This window comes from Mycolicibacterium aurum (genome assembly GCF_900637195.1).
Lineage (GTDB): Bacteria > Actinomycetota > Actinomycetes > Mycobacteriales > Mycobacteriaceae > Mycobacterium > Mycobacterium aurum.
In genome coordinates, this window is the sequence record NZ_LR134356.1 from 4,342,667 (window position 1) to 4,357,838 (window position 15,172).

General features: G+C 66.7%; 14 protein-coding genes and 1 tRNA gene. 5 read left to right on the forward strand and 10 right to left on the reverse strand.

Annotated features, from left to right (window positions below):
- Positions 1-3: 3 nt before the first annotated feature.
- From prfA to fadD1, 3 genes are all read right to left on the reverse strand, one after another.
- Positions 4-1,077 (reverse strand): peptide chain release factor 1, encoded by a 1,074-nt coding sequence (prfA, locus tag EL337_RS20305; RefSeq protein WP_048635296.1) that lies wholly within the window; start codon positions 1,075-1,077, stop codon positions 4-6.
- Positions 1,078-1,179: 102 nt separating this feature from the next.
- Positions 1,180-1,413, reverse strand: coding sequence for a 50S ribosomal protein L31 (rpmE, locus tag EL337_RS20310; RefSeq protein WP_048635295.1), 234 nt, complete (start codon positions 1,411-1,413; stop codon positions 1,180-1,182).
- 163 nt (positions 1,414-1,576) lie between these two features.
- On the reverse strand, positions 1,577-3,157 hold the full coding sequence (gene fadD1, locus EL337_RS20315) for a fatty-acid--CoA ligase FadD1 (protein ID WP_048635294.1): 1,581 nt from the start codon (positions 3,155-3,157) through the stop codon (positions 1,577-1,579).
- 103 nt (positions 3,158-3,260) lie between these two features.
- On the opposite strand from fadD1, the gene EL337_RS20320 reads away from it, so the two are divergent.
- Positions 3,261-3,908 carry a TetR/AcrR family transcriptional regulator gene (locus EL337_RS20320; protein WP_048635293.1) on the forward strand — a complete coding sequence of 216 codons (648 nt, stop codon included), beginning with the start codon at positions 3,261-3,263 and terminating at the stop codon, positions 3,906-3,908.
- 1 nt (position 3,909) lies between these two features.
- On the opposite strand, the gene EL337_RS20325 is transcribed toward EL337_RS20320, so the two are convergent.
- The gene (locus tag EL337_RS20325; RefSeq protein WP_048635292.1) at positions 3,910-4,509 is read right to left on the reverse strand and encodes a maleylpyruvate isomerase family mycothiol-dependent enzyme; all 600 of its coding nucleotides are present in this window, start codon (positions 4,507-4,509) and stop codon (positions 3,910-3,912) included.
- Between the two features lie 67 nt (positions 4,510-4,576).
- Between EL337_RS20325 and EL337_RS20330 the strand changes: the two genes are divergently transcribed.
- Complete coding sequence (locus tag EL337_RS20330) at positions 4,577-5,011, forward strand: MarR family winged helix-turn-helix transcriptional regulator (protein ID WP_048635291.1); 435 nt, start codon at positions 4,577-4,579, stop codon at positions 5,009-5,011.
- Positions 5,012-5,060: 49 nt separating this feature from the next.
- Here the strand turns inward: EL337_RS20330 and rho are convergent, their stop codons facing one another.
- The 6 genes from rho to argS all read right to left on the reverse strand — a co-directional run bounded on the left by rho (position 5,061) and on the right by argS (position 13,904).
- Positions 5,061-7,175, reverse strand: coding sequence for a transcription termination factor Rho (gene rho, locus EL337_RS20335; RefSeq protein ID WP_048635290.1), 2,115 nt, complete (start codon positions 7,173-7,175; stop codon positions 5,061-5,063).
- Between the two features lie 275 nt (positions 7,176-7,450).
- Positions 7,451-8,416, reverse strand: a complete 966-nt coding sequence (gene thrB, locus EL337_RS20340) for a homoserine kinase (RefSeq protein ID WP_048635289.1) — start codon at positions 8,414-8,416, stop codon at positions 7,451-7,453.
- A gap of 11 nt (positions 8,417-8,427) precedes the next feature.
- Positions 8,428-9,507: a threonine synthase gene (thrC, locus tag EL337_RS20345; RefSeq protein WP_048635288.1), complete on the reverse strand. Its 1,080-nt coding sequence runs from the start codon at positions 9,505-9,507 to the stop codon at positions 8,428-8,430.
- A complete protein-coding gene (locus EL337_RS20350) occupies positions 9,504-10,832 on the reverse strand; it encodes a homoserine dehydrogenase (protein WP_048635287.1) in 1,329 nt (442 codons plus the stop codon). The genes thrC and EL337_RS20350 overlap by 4 nt, the downstream gene beginning before the upstream one ends.
- A 4-nt stretch (positions 10,833-10,836) precedes the next feature.
- Complete coding sequence (gene lysA / locus EL337_RS20355; RefSeq protein WP_048635286.1) at positions 10,837-12,255, reverse strand: diaminopimelate decarboxylase; 1,419 nt, start codon at positions 12,253-12,255, stop codon at positions 10,837-10,839.
- Positions 12,252-13,904, reverse strand: a complete 1,653-nt coding sequence (gene argS, locus EL337_RS20360) for an arginine--tRNA ligase (RefSeq protein WP_048635285.1) — start codon at positions 13,902-13,904, stop codon at positions 12,252-12,254. Before argS ends, lysA begins: the two co-directional genes overlap by 4 nt.
- Positions 13,905-14,117: 213 nt before the next feature.
- On the opposite strand from argS, the gene EL337_RS20365 reads away from it, so the two are divergent.
- From EL337_RS20365 to EL337_RS29295, 3 genes are all read left to right on the forward strand, one after another.
- Positions 14,118-14,193, forward strand: a tRNA-Arg gene (locus EL337_RS20365).
- 359 nt (positions 14,194-14,552) lie between these two features.
- A complete protein-coding gene (locus EL337_RS20370) occupies positions 14,553-14,969 on the forward strand; it encodes a hypothetical protein (RefSeq protein ID WP_126316621.1) in 417 nt (138 codons plus the stop codon).
- A 5-nt stretch (positions 14,970-14,974) separates the two neighbouring features.
- Positions 14,975-15,154 carry a helix-turn-helix domain-containing protein gene (locus EL337_RS29295; protein ID WP_157866358.1) on the forward strand — a complete coding sequence of 60 codons (180 nt, stop codon included), beginning with the start codon at positions 14,975-14,977 and terminating at the stop codon, positions 15,152-15,154.
- Positions 15,155-15,172 lie beyond the last annotated feature (18 nt).

Consider the following 15,172-nt stretch of genomic DNA (forward strand, 5'->3'; position numbering starts at 1 on the left):
CGTTCACGTGCTCTGCAACCGGGCTTGCTTGTCCGCGGCGGCGAGGGCGTCGAGCAACGCGTCCATGTCGCCGTCGAGCACCTGGTCGAGGTTGTGCGACTTGTAGTTGATCCGGTGATCGGCGATCCGGTTCTCCGGATAGTTGTAGGTACGAATCCGTTCGCTGCGGTCGACGGTGCGAATCTGGCTGGCGCGGTCGGCCGATGCGTCAGCACTGGCCTGCTCCTCGGCGAGCGCCTGGAGGCGCGCCGCCAGCACCAGCATGGCGCGGGCTTTGTTCTGCAGCTGGCTGCGCTCGTTCTGGCATGTCACGACGATGCCGGTGGGCAGGTGGGTGATGCGGACGGCGGAGTCGGTGGTGTTGACGCCCTGACCGCCTTTGCCGGATGACCGGTAGACGTCGATGCGCAGATCTGACTCGTCGATCTGGACCTGCTCCACCTCTTCGGGTTCGGGGTAGACGAGCACGCCGGCCGCCGAGGTGTGCACGCGGCCCTGCGACTCGGTGACGGGCACCCGCTGCACGCGGTGGACGCCTCCTTCGAACTTCAGCCGGGACCACACACCGTCGGCGGAGTCACCCTTGCTGCTGATCGACAGCGTCGCGTCCTTGTAGCCACCGAGATCGGAGGTCGTCTCGCCGAGCATCGTGACAGTCCAGCCATGCCGTTCGGCATAGCGGATGTACATCCGGGCCAGGTCCGCGGCGAACAGCGCCGACTCCTCGCCGCCCTCACCGGACTTGACCTCCATCACGACGTCGTCGGCGTCGTGCGGGTCGCGCGGGGCGAGCAGGTCGGTCAGCTGCGTCTCGAGCTTGTCGACGGTGGCGTCGAGCTCGTCGACCTCGTCGGCGAAGGAGTCGTCGTCGGCGGCCAGTTCGCGGGCCGCGCCCAGGTCACCGCGGGCTTCCTCCAACTTGCGGTACGTCGCGACGATGGGCGACAGCTGCGCGAAGCGGCGGCCCGCCTTCCGCGCTGCGGCTGGGTCAGCGTGCAGTTCGGGCTCGGACAGACGCTGTTCCAACTCGGCATGCTCGGCCAGAATCACCTCGATCGCGGGTGCGGCCTTGGTCATCTCGCCTCCTCGGGCAAACCGTGTTCCAGATCTGTTCCCTTAATCACGAAACGGCGCCCAACTCTGCACACGAAGGAGCAGAGCGGGCGCCGAACGGAGAAGCTATTTGTCGGCAGTCTCGCCGGCAGCCTTGCGCTTGCCGTAGCGCTTCTCGAAGCGGGCGACGCGGCCGCCGCTGTCGAGAATCTTCTGCTTGCCGGTGTAGAACGGGTGGCACTGCGCGCAGACCTCGACAGTGATGTTTCCGCTCTTCTTGGTGCTGCGGGTGGTGAAGCTTGCGCCGCAACCACACAGCACGGTGGTCTCGACATAGTCAGGGTGAATACCCGATTTCATGGTGTCCTCTTCGATCGTGGCTCCGGGTCGCCCTCCCCGTCTCGGGGAGTTACGGCGTGAACCGGAACCGAGGTGTTGGGCGGTCCACCCGGCCGAGGCCGGCAGACTGACATGCATTATGCCAGGTCAACCACCAGTAGCCTAAACGCCCACACGGCGGGCACTATTCCTGTCCCGGCACCGTCCGGTAGACCGTGCCGTCGCGCTTCCACAACGTCCGGCCGGCCAGATCGGTGCCCATGGCGACGAGTTCGCGCTTGAGCACCTTGTTCGTCGCGGTGCTGGGCAGGTCGTCGGCGATCCAGACGTAGCGCGGCCACGCTTTGGGCGACAGGTCGGGCTGCCCGGTCAGGAACGCCTCGAACTCCTCGGGCGTGAGCTTCGCGTCGTCCTGCAGCACGATCGCGGCCATCACCTGGTCGCCGACGTACTCGTCGGGAACGGGGTACACCGCCACCCGGCTGATCGCGGACAAGCGGATCAAGATGCGCTCGATCGGTGCCGCCGTCATGTTCTCGCCGTCGACCCGCATCCAGTCGGCGGTGCGGCCAGCCAGGTAGATCCAGCCGTCGGCGTCGCGGTAGGCCAGATCGCCGGACCAGAACATGCCGTGCCGCATGCGCTCGCCGGTGGCACCCTCGTCGTTGTAGTAACCGGCGAACATGCCGGCCCCCTGCGTGTTGACCAACTCGCCGATCGCCGTGTCGCCGTTGACCAGCGCTCCGTGCTCGTCGAATGCCGCGACGTCACATTCGGTCAGCGTCTCGGCGTTGTAGATCGCCACGCCGGGAAAACCTTTGCCGATCGACCCGGGCGGGCAGCCCTCCTCCCGCGTCACCGTCACCGCGTTCTCGGTCGATCCGAAGCCGTCCCACACTTCGCAGCCGAAGCGCCGGGAAAACTCGGCGATGTCGCGGTCGCTGGCCTCATTGCCAAACGCCACGCGCAGCGGGTTGTCGATGTCGTCGGGCCGTTCGGTGCTGGCCAGGATGTAGGCCAATGGCTTGCCCACGTAGTTCATATAGGTGGCGCCGTAGCGGCGGACGTCGTCGATGAACCGCGTCGCGGTGAAGTGAGCGGGTGCCATCGCCGCGCCGGAATTCAGTGCGACGGACCACCCGGCCAGCACCGCATTGCTGTGGAACAGCGGCATGGACAGATAGCAGACGTCGTCGGGGGTGAGCTCGTATCGGCCGGCCAGCGCCGCACCCGCCAGCAGCACCATCGCGTGCATCATCTTGACGGCCTTGGGGTCGCCGCTGGTACCGGAGGTGAAAATGAGCATGTAGGTATCGGTGGCGCTGACTTCACGGTGCGGTGTCAGCTCACCGGCCTGCGCCATCAGCTCGTCCCACTCCGGGGTATCGATCACCAGAAGCCGAACCCCCGGCAGCTCCACGCCGTCCAACAGCTCCCGATGGGCGGCGTCGGTGATGACCAGCTGGCAGTCGGCACGCTGGATGTCCCGGGCAAGTGCGGCGCCCCGACGGGTGTTGTTGATACCGCACACAACGTAGCCGCCGAGGCCGGCGGCAGCCATCGCGGTGAGCATGTCGGGGGTGTTGCCGAGCAGAACGCCGACGTGCATGGCGCGCGCGGGGTCGGCGAGGCCGATCAGCGCAGCAGCCTGCACCGCGGCGCATTCGAGGTGCTCACGCCACGTCCACGTATGGCCGTCGAACTTCACCGCGATGCCGTCGCTGTCGGCTCGTTCGCGCAGCAACTGCTGAACTGTCTCGGCCAAAACCGCCCGTCCTTCGCACTCGTGAACAGATTGCGATAGTTGTCTACCGCACCGGCCGCGCGAAGCGTACCTCAGCCCCTGCACCGCTTTCATTTGCGAAGATATGTCGATGAGCGTCGGCACTGCTGCCAAATCCCCGGCCACCCCGGAGGCCAAGCCTCCGGCCCGGTCCGTCAAAGACCGGCTGATCGACGCAGCGGAACAGTGCCTGACCGCGAAAGGCATCCGCGCCACCACCGTGTCCGAAGTAGCCGAGGTGGCCGGCGTCAGCCGCGGTTGGCTCTACCGACACTTCCCCGACAAAGCCGAGCTTCTCGGCGCCGCCATCGTCCGGCTCAACGACGCGTTCTGGACCGAGTCCCGCACCCGCCTCGACGCGGTGACCGGACTGGACCAGCAGATCGCGGTGGGCGTGGGGCTGGCGCGGAAAGAGTCCGAGACCCCGGGCGCGCTGGTTCTCAAGCTTCGCCAGGAGGAACCGGAGGCGTTCACGGCGTGCGTGGGCCTTGGCGTGCGGAGCCTGATCCCGGAGATCGCCGCATTCTGGGAGCCCTACGTCCAGGCGGCCGTCGACCGGGGTGAGATCCATCAGGACACCAACCGCGCCGAAGCCGCCGAATGGATCGCGCGGATCATGATGAGCCTCGCCACCGTGCCGGGTGAGCAGTGCAACGTCGACGACCACGATTCGGTGCTGCACCATGCGCGCCGCTACATCGTGGCCGCGTTGCGCAGCGATCCGGCGGGCTGACCTACAGCGACTCGGCGACCGCCGCGGGCCGTCCGGTCAGCAGCATCAGCAGGTCGCGGATAGGGGCCGCCACCTCCCGCCCTTCGCCGGCGGAGAAGTCCGCGTCGGTCGCCACCAACCTGGTGCCGGCCAAGCGTTTCCGCGCCCGGAAGGGAAACCCCATGCCCCACACCCGCTCTGCCGCCGCGACGGCCGCGTCGACGGGCATGGGTCGGTGGATCCCGAGGGGTACGCAGATGTCCTGGGCGTGCACGAGGACGTCGGTCAGCGGGTCGAGTTCGGTGGTTCCCGGGGGATGTCGCCGGGTCCCGACGACGGAGCGCAGGGCGGCGGCCAGTTCCGCGGGCGGCCTGGTGTCGGTGACGGCCATCCGGTTGACCACAGCGTTGAACCGGAAGCCGCTGCGCGCGGCCTCCAGCAGCATGCGAGGCGCACTGATCGTGGAATGCGTCAGATGCGCTGCGACGTGACGAACGGTCCAGCCCGTGCACAGCGAGGGCGTGTCCCACGCCGCGGGATTGTCGGCATCGATCTGCTCGATCAGGTCGGCCATCCCCCGCCGCTGCTCGTCGATGTGCTTCCACACAGTGTCACGATCCATTGACGCCTCACCCTTTTAGTCAGGAACACTGACGAATATAGTCAGGCTCTCGTACTAAAGTCAACGCATGGACGAACAGCCGAGCACCGCGGTGCTCATGTTCATCGCACACCGCGAGGCCGAGAGCCGGGTGATGGCCGCGCTGGCGCGGTCCGGCGCCGACGACCTGACCCTCGCCCAGTCGCGGCTGCTACAGCGGCTCGATCCCGCCGGGATGCGGCTGACGGATCTCGCCGACCACTCAGGGGTGACCAAACAGACGGCGGGCGCCCTTGTCGATCAGCTCGAGCGCGCCGGATACGTGGCGCGCCGGATGGATCCGACCGATGCCAGAGCTCGCCTGGTGACGCTGAGCGACAAAGGCGTCGAGGTATGCCGGAGTGCGGCCCGCGAGGTGGCCGCGGTTGAGCGGGAGTGGCGAAAGCACTTGGGCGACAGGCGTTTCGACGCAATGCGGGCCGCGCTGCTCTCGCTGCGCGACATCACCGACCCATACAGGTGACCTCGGTGTAGTTGGTCGCGCTGAGGTTGACCAACTACACCGAAATCGCTCAGTCGTGGTCGTTGCCGCCGGGGGTGTTCTTCGACACCTGGACCAGGAACTCGTAGTTGTTCTTGGACTTGCGCAGCTGGCTCATCAACAGGTCGATCGCCTGATGCGGGTCCAGACCCGAGAGCACCCGGCGCAGCTTGTGCACCACCGCGAACTCGTCGGCGGACAGCAGCAGCTCGTCCTTACGGGTGCCCGACGGGTTGACGTCGACCGCGGGGAAGACGCGCCGCTCGGAGATCTTGCGGTCGAGCTTGAGCTCGGCGTTACCGGTGCCCTTGAACTCCTCGAAGATCACCGTGTCACCGGTGGAGCCGGTCTCGACCATCGCGGTGGCGATGATCGTCAGCGACCCGCCTTCTTCGATGTTGCGCGCGGCGCCGAGGAAGCGCTTCGGCGGATACAGAGCGGTGGAATCGACACCACCGGACAGGATCCGGCCCGAGGCGGGCGAGGCGTTGTTGTAGGCGCGGCCCAGCCGGGTGATCGAGTCCAGCAGCACGACAACGTCCTTGCCCTGCTCGACCAGGCGCTTGGCCCGCTCGATGGCGAGCTCGGCGGCCTGGGTGTGGTCGGACGGCGGCCGGTCGAAGGTGGAGGCGATGACCTCACCCTTGACCGAGCGCTGCATGTCGGTGACCTCTTCCGGCCGCTCGTCGACGAGCACCACCATCAGGTGGCATTCCGGATTGTTGCGGGTGATCGCGTTGGCGATGTCCTGCATGATCGTGGTCTTACCGGCCTTGGGCGGAGACACGATCAGGGCGCGCTGCCCCTTGCCGATCGGCATGATCAGGTCGATGACGCGCGTCGTCAGCTTGTCCGGAGTCGTCTCCAGACGCAGCCGCTGGTTCGGGTAGAGCGGTGTGAGTTTCTGGAACTCGGGCCGCTTCTTGGCTTCCTCGACCGGCTTGCCGTTCACGCTGTCCAGCCGGACGAGCGGGTTGAACTTCTGCCGCTGGTTGGTGTTGTCGCCGCCATCCTTGGGGACGCGCACCGCGCCGGTGACCGCGTCGCCGCGCCGCAAACCGTTCTTGCGGACCATGTTCATCGAGACGTACACGTCGTTCGGACCGGCGAGGTAACCCGACGTGCGCACGAACGCGTAGTTGTCGAGTACGTCGAGGATGCCGGCCACGGGCTGCACGACATCGTCCTCGCGCAGCTCGGTGTCGCGGTCCTGACCCCCGCCTGCGTTGCCGCCGCCCTCACCGCGGTCGCGGCGCTTGCGGTCGCGGAACCGGCGGCCCCGACGACCTTGCCGGCCATCGCCGTCGTCGTCGAGGTTGTTGTCGCCGCCGCGGTCGCGGTTGTTGTCGCCGCCCCGGTCACGGTTGTTGTCGCCGCCCCGGTCGCGGGCGTTGTTGTCGCCCCGGTCGCGCGCACTGTTGTCGCCGCCGCGACCGCCACGGTTCTGGCCGCCGCCGTCGGACCGGTTGTCCTGCTCGGAGTCGGCCTTGTTGTCCTGGTTGCGGTTGTCCTGGTTGCGGTTGTCCTGGTTCCGGGTGTCCTGGTTGCGCTGATTGTCCCGGTTCTGCCGGGTGTCGCGGCCACCAGCCTCCGGATCCTGCTGCGACTTCTTGTCACGGTCCGCGGCCTCACCGGCGTCGGCTTGCGTGGCGTCGGCGTTGTCCTCGCTCTTGGCGGGCTCGTTCGTCGGGCCGCCCTGCTCACGCGAGGCGCCCCGGCGCTCACGGCGACGCTGAGGAGGCTGCGCATCCGCGGTCTGGGCGGTTGCGTCGCCGCCGGCCGCACCCTTGTCGCTCGTGTCCGTGGACTCGGCAGGGGCCTCTGCGGGGGCAGGCGAAGCGGCCTTGGGCGCGGACGTGCCGTTGGATTCGCCGCGACGTTCCCGGATGGCCGCGATCAGTTCGCCCTTGCGCAGGCCGGAAGCGCCTTCGACACCGATCTCCTTGGCCAGAGCGCGCAGCTCCGGCAGGACCATGCCGGTCAGAGCACCACGACGAGCGGGGGCGGCCGCTGCCGGGGCATCATCCGCGGCGGGCGCCGAGACGGGCGCACCTGCTTCCGCGGAGGTGGAGACGTTTGTCACGGACTTCGGCAGCTCACTGCTTTCGTTGCTGCCATCAGCCGTGATGAGGTCCGTATCAGTCACGGATTTCCTTTCTTCCCTCGCTGATCGGAGTCACGCGGGGGTTCAGTGCGTTCAGCCAATCCGCTGAACGCCGAGGTCACACCATTGCCACTGCAACGATGATCGCCGGGTCTCGCCGGGATACGGCGAACCGTCAGTCCACAAATTTGAACACCTGAAAGAAGAGTCGTCCTAGTGTCGGCGCAGGTAAAGAAGCTGCGATTGCTGGACGAGAGCGAGAATAACCCGCATCCGAGTTGGAAGCAAGAAACCCGATGATTCGCATGATGCAGGTGTTACTGCTGCCCACTCGTCATCCGGCTGCGGACAGATGCTCCTGACGACCACGTTACGCCGTCGCCGACGGACATCCTGCCGACGGTGAACCCGCTGCGGCTGCCGTATTCGACGGCTTCGGCAGGTAAATCAGTCTCGGTGCTCAGTGCAAGCACTGCGGGCCCGGCTCCTGACAACACTGCCGCAACTCCACAACGCCGCAGCACCGCGAGGTATTCCGCCGACGCCGGCATCGCGGCGGCCCGCTGCGGCTGATGGAGCGCATCCTCGGTTGCGAGCATCAACAGATCCGGGCGCTCGGTGAGTGCGACCACCAGCAGCGCGGCGCGACTGACATTGAAACGAGCTTCGGTGTGGCTGACCTGCTCGGGCAACAGGACCCGGGTCTCCGCGGTCGACGACCGCACCTGCGGAATCGCGGTGAAGATATTGATGTCGGGATGCAGCCGGATCGGCGCTGCGCCGTAGCCCGGCGCATCGACGCCGGGTTCGGTCCAGGACACCACGGCACCGCCGAGAACCGCGGCCGCCGCGTTGTCCGGGTGGCCTTCGAACTCCGAGGACACCTGAACCAAGCGCTCGGTCGACATCGGAGTGCAATCGTATTGCGCCGCAAGACCGTTGGCGGCAGCCAGACCGCCAACCACTGCAGCAGCCGAAGACCCGAGACCTCGGGAATGCGGAATGTTGTTGCGGCACCGCACAATGAGCCCGGACGCGGCCAGACCGTTCTCCCGCAGGCCACGCTCGATGGCACGGACCACCAGGTGCGAAGCGTCCAGCGGAACCTGGCCTTCGCCTTCGCCCTCGACCTCGATGACAAGGCCGGAGTCGGTTGTCTCAAGCGCGATCTCGTCGTAGATGCTGACTGCCAGACCCATGGAGTCGAAGCCTGGGCCCAGATTGGCGCTCGAGGCCGCGACCACGGCCGTGGCGGCCAGACCGGGAGGGAGTGTGCGGGTCACCGGCTGCCGCGCTAGACCAGGCCGAGCTTGGCGACCACGGCGACCGGGTCGACCGGCACGGCGATGACCGCAGGCATGCCTTTGAGGGCGGTGTCGGGATCCTTGAGCCCGTTGCCGGTCACGGTGCACACGACAGTCGAACCCTTGGCGACCCAACCATCTTCGATGGACTTCAGCAGGCCGGCGATGCTCGCCGCCGAGGCCGGCTCGACGAAGACTCCTTCGGCGCGGGCGACCAGATGGTAAGCGGCCAGGATCTCCTCGTCGGTGGCAGCCAGGAAGCGGCCGTCGGACTGCTGCTGGGCCTCTACCGCGGAACTCCAGGACGCGGGTGAGCCGATCCGGATGGCGGTGGCGATGGTCTCGGGATCGCTGACCGGTTCCCCGTGCACCAGCGGCGCTGCACCCGCGGCCTGTGTGCCGAGCATGCGCGGCAGCCGCGTGGTCAGGCCGTCTGCGTGGTACTCGGTGTAGCCCTTCCAGTAGGCCGTGATGTTGCCTGCGTTGCCGACGGGCAACGCATGAATGTCGGGCGCATCACCGAGTGCGTCGACGATCTCGAAGGCGGCCGTCTTCTGACCTTCGATCCGGAACGGGTTGACCGAGTTGACAAGTGACACGCTCGGGAAATCAGACGTCAGCTTGCGCGCAAGCTCGAGGCAGTCGTCGAAGTTGCCGTCGATCTGGATGATCTTGGCGCCGTGCATGACGGCCTGCGCCAGCTTGCCCATCGCGATCTTGCCCTGCGGCACCAGCACCGCACAGGTGATGCCCGCCCGAGCCGCGTAGGCAGCCGCCGACGCCGAGGTGTTGCCCGTGGATGCGCAGAGCACTGCCTCCTGGCCGCGGGACACCGCCTCCGTCACGGCCATGGTCATGCCGCGATCCTTGAACGACCCGGTGGGGTTGAGCCCCTCGACCTTCAGGTGCACTGTGCAGCCGGTGTATTCCGACAGCCGTGGTGCCGGCAGCAGCGGGGTTCCGCCCTCCCGCAACGTGATAGGGGTCCAGCTGTCCTCGACCGGCAACCGGTCGCGATACGCCTCGATCAGGCCGGGCCAGGGTTGGTGCACGGCACGGGTGACATTCACGCTGTGGTTCCTTCCATCCGAAGGACGCTGTTGATGCTCTGGACGACTTCCAGGTCGGCAAGCGCGGCAACGGTTTCCGACAGGGCCGCGTCGGTCGCCTGGTGGGTGACCACGACGATGCGGGCGCCACAGCGCTGACCGCCCTGGTCGACCATGCCCTCTTGCCGTACCTCGGCGATGCTGACCTCACGCTTGGAGAACTCCGCCGCCACCGCCGAGAGCACCCCGGGCCGGTCGGCGACATTCATGTTCACGTAGTAGCGGGTGGGGATCAGCCCGATCGACGCGATGGGCAGCTTGGCGTACTTGGACTCGCGGGGGCCGCGGCCACCCTGCACCCGATTCCGGGCGGCCATCACGAGGTCGCCGAGCACCGCCGAGGCCGTCGGTGCACCGCCGGCGCCCTGTCCGTAGAACATCAGCCTTCCCGCCGCCTCCGCTTCGACGACGACGGCATTGAAGGCGCCGTTGACCGAGGCCAGCGGATGCTCCAGTGGCACCAGCGCCGGGTAGACACGGGCCGAAACACGTTCCTGCCCTTGATCGTCGACGAGCCGCTCGCAGATCGCCAGCAGCTTGATCGTGCAGCCGAGCGCGCGGGCCGAGGCGAAGTCGGCTGCGGACACCTTGGTCATGCCTTCGCGGTAGACGTCGTCGGCGGTGACGCGGGTGTGGAAGGCGATCGAGGCCAGGATCGCGGCCTTCGCGGCGGCGTCGTAACCCTCGACGTCGGCCGTCGGATCCGCCTCGGCGTACCCGAGCGCGCTCGCGTCAGCCAGCGCGCTGGTGTAGTCCGCACCGGTGCTGCCCATCTCGGACAGGATGTAGTTGGTGGTGCCGTTGACGATTCCGGCCACCCGCAGCACGGTGTCACCGGCCAGCGACTGGGTCAGCGGACGGATGACGGGGATGGCCCCGGCCACCGCCGCCTCGAAATACAGGTCCACATGGGCGCTCTCGGCAGCCTGGGCGAGCTCGCCGGCCGAGACGGCCATGAGTGCCTTGTTCGCCGTGACGACCGATTTGCCCTGCTCCAGCGCGGCCAGGATCGCCTTGCGTGCGGGCTCGACCGGGCCCATCACCTCGATGACGATGTCGACGTCTTCGCGGGAGACCAGCTCCTCGATGTTGTCGGTGAGCAACTCGGCGGGCACTCCGCGGTCGGCGTCGACCCGGCGCACCCCGATGCCGCGCACCACGAGCGGGGCGCCGATACGCGCGGTCAGATCGTGCGCACTCTCCTCGATGATGCGCACCACCTGGCTGCCCACATTGCCCAGCCCCAGAACGGCTACACCGATTTCACTGTTTTCAGGGTTGGTCACCGCTTCACCTCACTTCCAGACTCAAGAGATCGTCGACCGTCTCCCGGCGCAGGATCAGGCGGGCCCGCCCGTCGCGCACGGCCACCACGGCCGGTCGGCCGATCAGGTTGTAGCGGCTCGACATCGAATAGCAGTATGCGCCGGTGGCGGCGACGCCGAGCAGGTCCCCCGGTGTGACGTCGTCGGAGACCCACGCGTCGCGCACCACGATGTCGCCGCTCTCGCAGTGCTTGCCCACCACGCGCGCCAGCGTCGGGGCGGCATCGCTGACGCGCGACAGCAGCCGGACGTCGTACTCGGCGCCGTAGAGCGACGTCCTGATGTTGTCGCTCATGCCGCCGTCGACGCTGACATACCGGCGGTGCGCGGCCGCGCTGATGGCCACATCCTTGACGGTGCCGACTTCGTAGAGGGTGATGGTGCCCGGGCCTGCGATGGCGCGGCCGGGTTCGACCACCAACTTGGGGGCGGGCAGACCGACCGCTGCCGACTCGTTGCGGACGATGGCCTGCAGCTTGTCGGCGAGCTCGTCCATCGGGGGCGGGTTCTCATGGGCGAGGTAGGAGATGCCGAGCCCGCCGCCGAGGTCGACGATCTCCATCTGGGAGGTCTTGTCGACGCCGAATTCGGCGACCACGTCGCGCAGCAGCCCGATCACCCGGTGTGCGGCCAACTCGAAGCCCGCGACGTCGAAGATCTGGGATCCGATGTGGCTGTGCAGACCCACCAGACGCAGATGGTCGGTCTCGAAGACCCGGCGCACGGCCGTCATCGCCGCCCCGCTGGCCAGCGACAACCCGAACTTCTGGTCCTCGTGCGCGGTGGAGATGAACTCGTGGGTATGCGCTTCGACGCCGACGGTGACGCGGATGAGCACGTCCTGGACGATCCCGTTCTCGCCGGCGATCCGGTCGAGACGCTCGATCTCGGTCATGGAATCGACCACGACGTGGCCGACGCCGTTCTTCACCGCCGCGGTCAACTCGGCAATCGATTTGTTGTTGCCGTGCAACGCGATTCGGCCGGGAGGGAAGCCGGCGTGCAACGCGACGGCCAGCTCTCCCCCACTGCAGACGTCAAGCGCGAGGCCCTCTTCGTCGATCCAGCGCGCTATCTCGGTGCACAGGAACGCCTTGGCGGCGTAGCGGACATGGTCGCCGCCGCCGAAGGCGGCCGAGATGTCGCGGCAGCGCGCACGGAAGTCGGCCTCGTCGATGACGAACACCGGCGTCCCGAACTCGGCGGCGATGTCGGCGACCGAGACGCCGGCGATCGACACGACTCCGTTGTCGCCGCGAACAGCGTTCTGGGGCCAGACATTCGGTGCGAGCGCCAAGACGTCGGCACTGTCACGGGGACGTTCGGCCACCGCGGACGTCTGCCCCTCGTCTGCGTGCCGGGGGCCGGCCGGGTGCGCGATCACATCCGCTCCGGGGCGCTGACGCCCAGAATCGCCAACCCGTTGGCGATCACCTGCCTTGTGGCCGCGCACAGCGCCAGGCGCGCGGCGTGCAGGTCACCGGGCTCCTCATCGCCTTGGGGCAGCACGCGGCACGAGTCGTAGAACCGGTGGTAGTCGCCGGCCAGATCCTCCAGGTAGCGCGACACCCGGTGCGGTTCGCGCAGACTCGCGGCGGTGGCCAGGATCCGGGAGAACTCCCCGATGTTGCGGATCAGGGTGCCTTCCTTGTCATGGGTCAGCAGATCGAGATGCGCGGTGTCGGGCGTGATGCCGAGTTCTGCGGCGTTGCGGGCCAGCGCGGACAGCCGCGCGTGCGCGTATTGCACGTAGTAGACCGGGTTTTCACTGGATGCCGACGACCACAACGCCAGGTCGATGTCGATCGGGGTGTCGACCGAGCTGCGGATCAGCGCGTAGCGGGCGGCGTCCACGCCGATGGCGTCGACGAGGTCGTCGAGCGTGATGACCGTGCCGGCGCGCTTGCTCATCCGGACCGGCTGACCGTCGCGGACCAGGTTGACCATCTGACCGATCAGCACCTCGACGGTGTCGGGGTCGTCGCCGAGCGCGGCGGCGGATGCCTTCAGCCGCGCGATGTAGCCGTGGTGGTCGGCGCCGAGCATGTAGATGCACAGGTCGAATCCGCGCTGCCGCTTGTCCAGGAAGTAGGCCAGATCACCTGCGACGTAGGCCGGCTGGCCGTTGCTCTTGATGACGACGCGGTCTTTGTCGTCGCCGAAGTCGGTGGTGCGCAACCAGACCGCACCGTCCTTCTCGTAGGCGAAGCCGGTCTGGCGCAGCTTGGTGATCGCCTGCTCGACGCGCCCGGACGTGTGCATCGAGTCTTCGTGGGTGAAGACGTCGAAGTCGGTGCCGAATTCGTGCAGCGACTCCTTGATGTGATCGAACATCAGGTTCACGCCGATGGCGCGGAACGTCTCCCGCATCTCGGCATCCGGCAGCGTGAGCGCGTTGGGCTCCTTGGCGAGCACCTGTGTCGCGATGTCGCCGATGTAGTCGCCGGCGTAGCCGTCCTCGGGGGTCGGCTCCCCCTTGGCGGCGGCGATCAGGGAGTTGGTGAACCGGTCGATCTGCGCGCCGTGGTCGTTGAAGTAGTACTCGCGCACCACGTGGGCGCCCTGCGCGCTGAGCACCCGGCCGAGCGCGTCGCCGACGGCGGCCCACCTGGTGCCGCCGATGTGGATCGGGCCGGTCGGGTTGGCCGAGACGAACTCAAGGTTGACCTTCTGCCCGTCCAGATCGTTCGAGTGGCCGTAGCTCGCGCCCGCCGCAAGGACGCTGTCGATGATGGTGTTCTGCGCCGACGCCTCGATGCGCAGGTTGACAAAGCCCGGTCCTGCGACGTCGGCGGCGGCGATACCGTCCTTGGCGACCAGCGCGGCGGCCAGCCAGCCGGCCAGCTCACGCGGGTTCGCGCCGACCTTCTTGCCCAGCTGGAGCGCCAGGTTGGTGGCGTAGTCACCGTGCTCCGGGTTGCGGGGACGCTCGACAGTGACGGTGTCGGGCAGCGCAGCAGCGTCGAGGCCGTGCTCAGCGAGCACGGCGGCCGCGGTGCTCTTGAGCAGCTCGGCCAGATCGGCGGGGGTCACGGGGGTCCATCCTATGGTCTGCGCTGTTGAGGGCCGAATCCGTTTTCGCCGCCGGCACGCGGGGTGCTGCGGGCGCGGCCGGAGCCGCGGTCCGTCGAGGTCGGGGCCTCAGGGTTTCCAGTGGGGATGGTATCGCCGACACGAGGGGCTCATCGATGTCGTTTTCGATGCGTTAGTCTGGTCAGGCCCAACCGGCGCAGCTGACAAGCACGCGCCCCCGTAGCTCAGGGGATAGAGCGTCTGCCTCCGGAGCAGAAGGCCGCAGGTTCGAATCCTGCCGGGGGCACCATAACTAGTGGACGTGAAACACCCGCTAGAAGGTGCTTTCAAGGTTTGCTACAGTGGCCGCAACAAGCGGCCTACCTATCCATTACCTATCCCGGTGAGCTTTGCCGGTGCTGGATTCGTTTGCTGAGACCGCAACCCCACCCGCCTCGGCGGTCTCGCGAAGCTGGTGCATTTTCGCGCAATCCGGTAAAGTCGACAGTGCACTTTGATTTCGCGATGCGGTGTTTCATCCGCTAGCCCGAAAATGGCTTCACCGGCTATTTTTAACTTAGCAAATCGGTGCAGGGCGTGCGTCCGTAGCGCCGGGTGAACAAAGGACTTGTGTCAATACATGTCCATTGTGCTACCCAAAGGAATTTCATGTTTCGTGGCGAAACCCCCTGGCGCGATAATCCCACAGACCGACAAAGAGTCATCTGCGAACGCTACGCACAAGTTATAAAACAAGAAACCAGCAAGGTGGTCGATCCGGAGATAATTCGCGCAGTCCGGTACGTCTTGCTTCGGCAGTCAGGACACGCAATCTTCGATAGCCCCGACGAGCTAGCGATCTTGACGGCACACGCGAAATGCAATCGCAAGCGAGATCGTCTCTTGAAGCTTCTCCAGGACATCGAAGACGAGCTAAAGCGAGCCACAGACAATGATGGTTTAGAGGCATTAATACTGCCTGAACTGCGGGCAAGAGCCAAAGGTCTTGGCGTACTCGACTATCAGGAAATGCGCAAACCAGCGCTCATCGGAGCCATTCGTCGTGCGAGTGATCTCGGAGCTTGATGACAATGCCTAAACGTCAACTGATTTCGACCACCAAGGCGGCTGGGCTCCTTAACGTCTCCCCAAATACCGTTCGATCTTTCATTGGCGCCGGAAGGCTCAAGGGCTACAAAGTGGGACGCCTAGTCAAGGTAGATGCTGCGGAGATTGAAGCTTACCTAGATCGCGTGTCTACCTCGGACTAAATCGTTCTCTCGAGAATG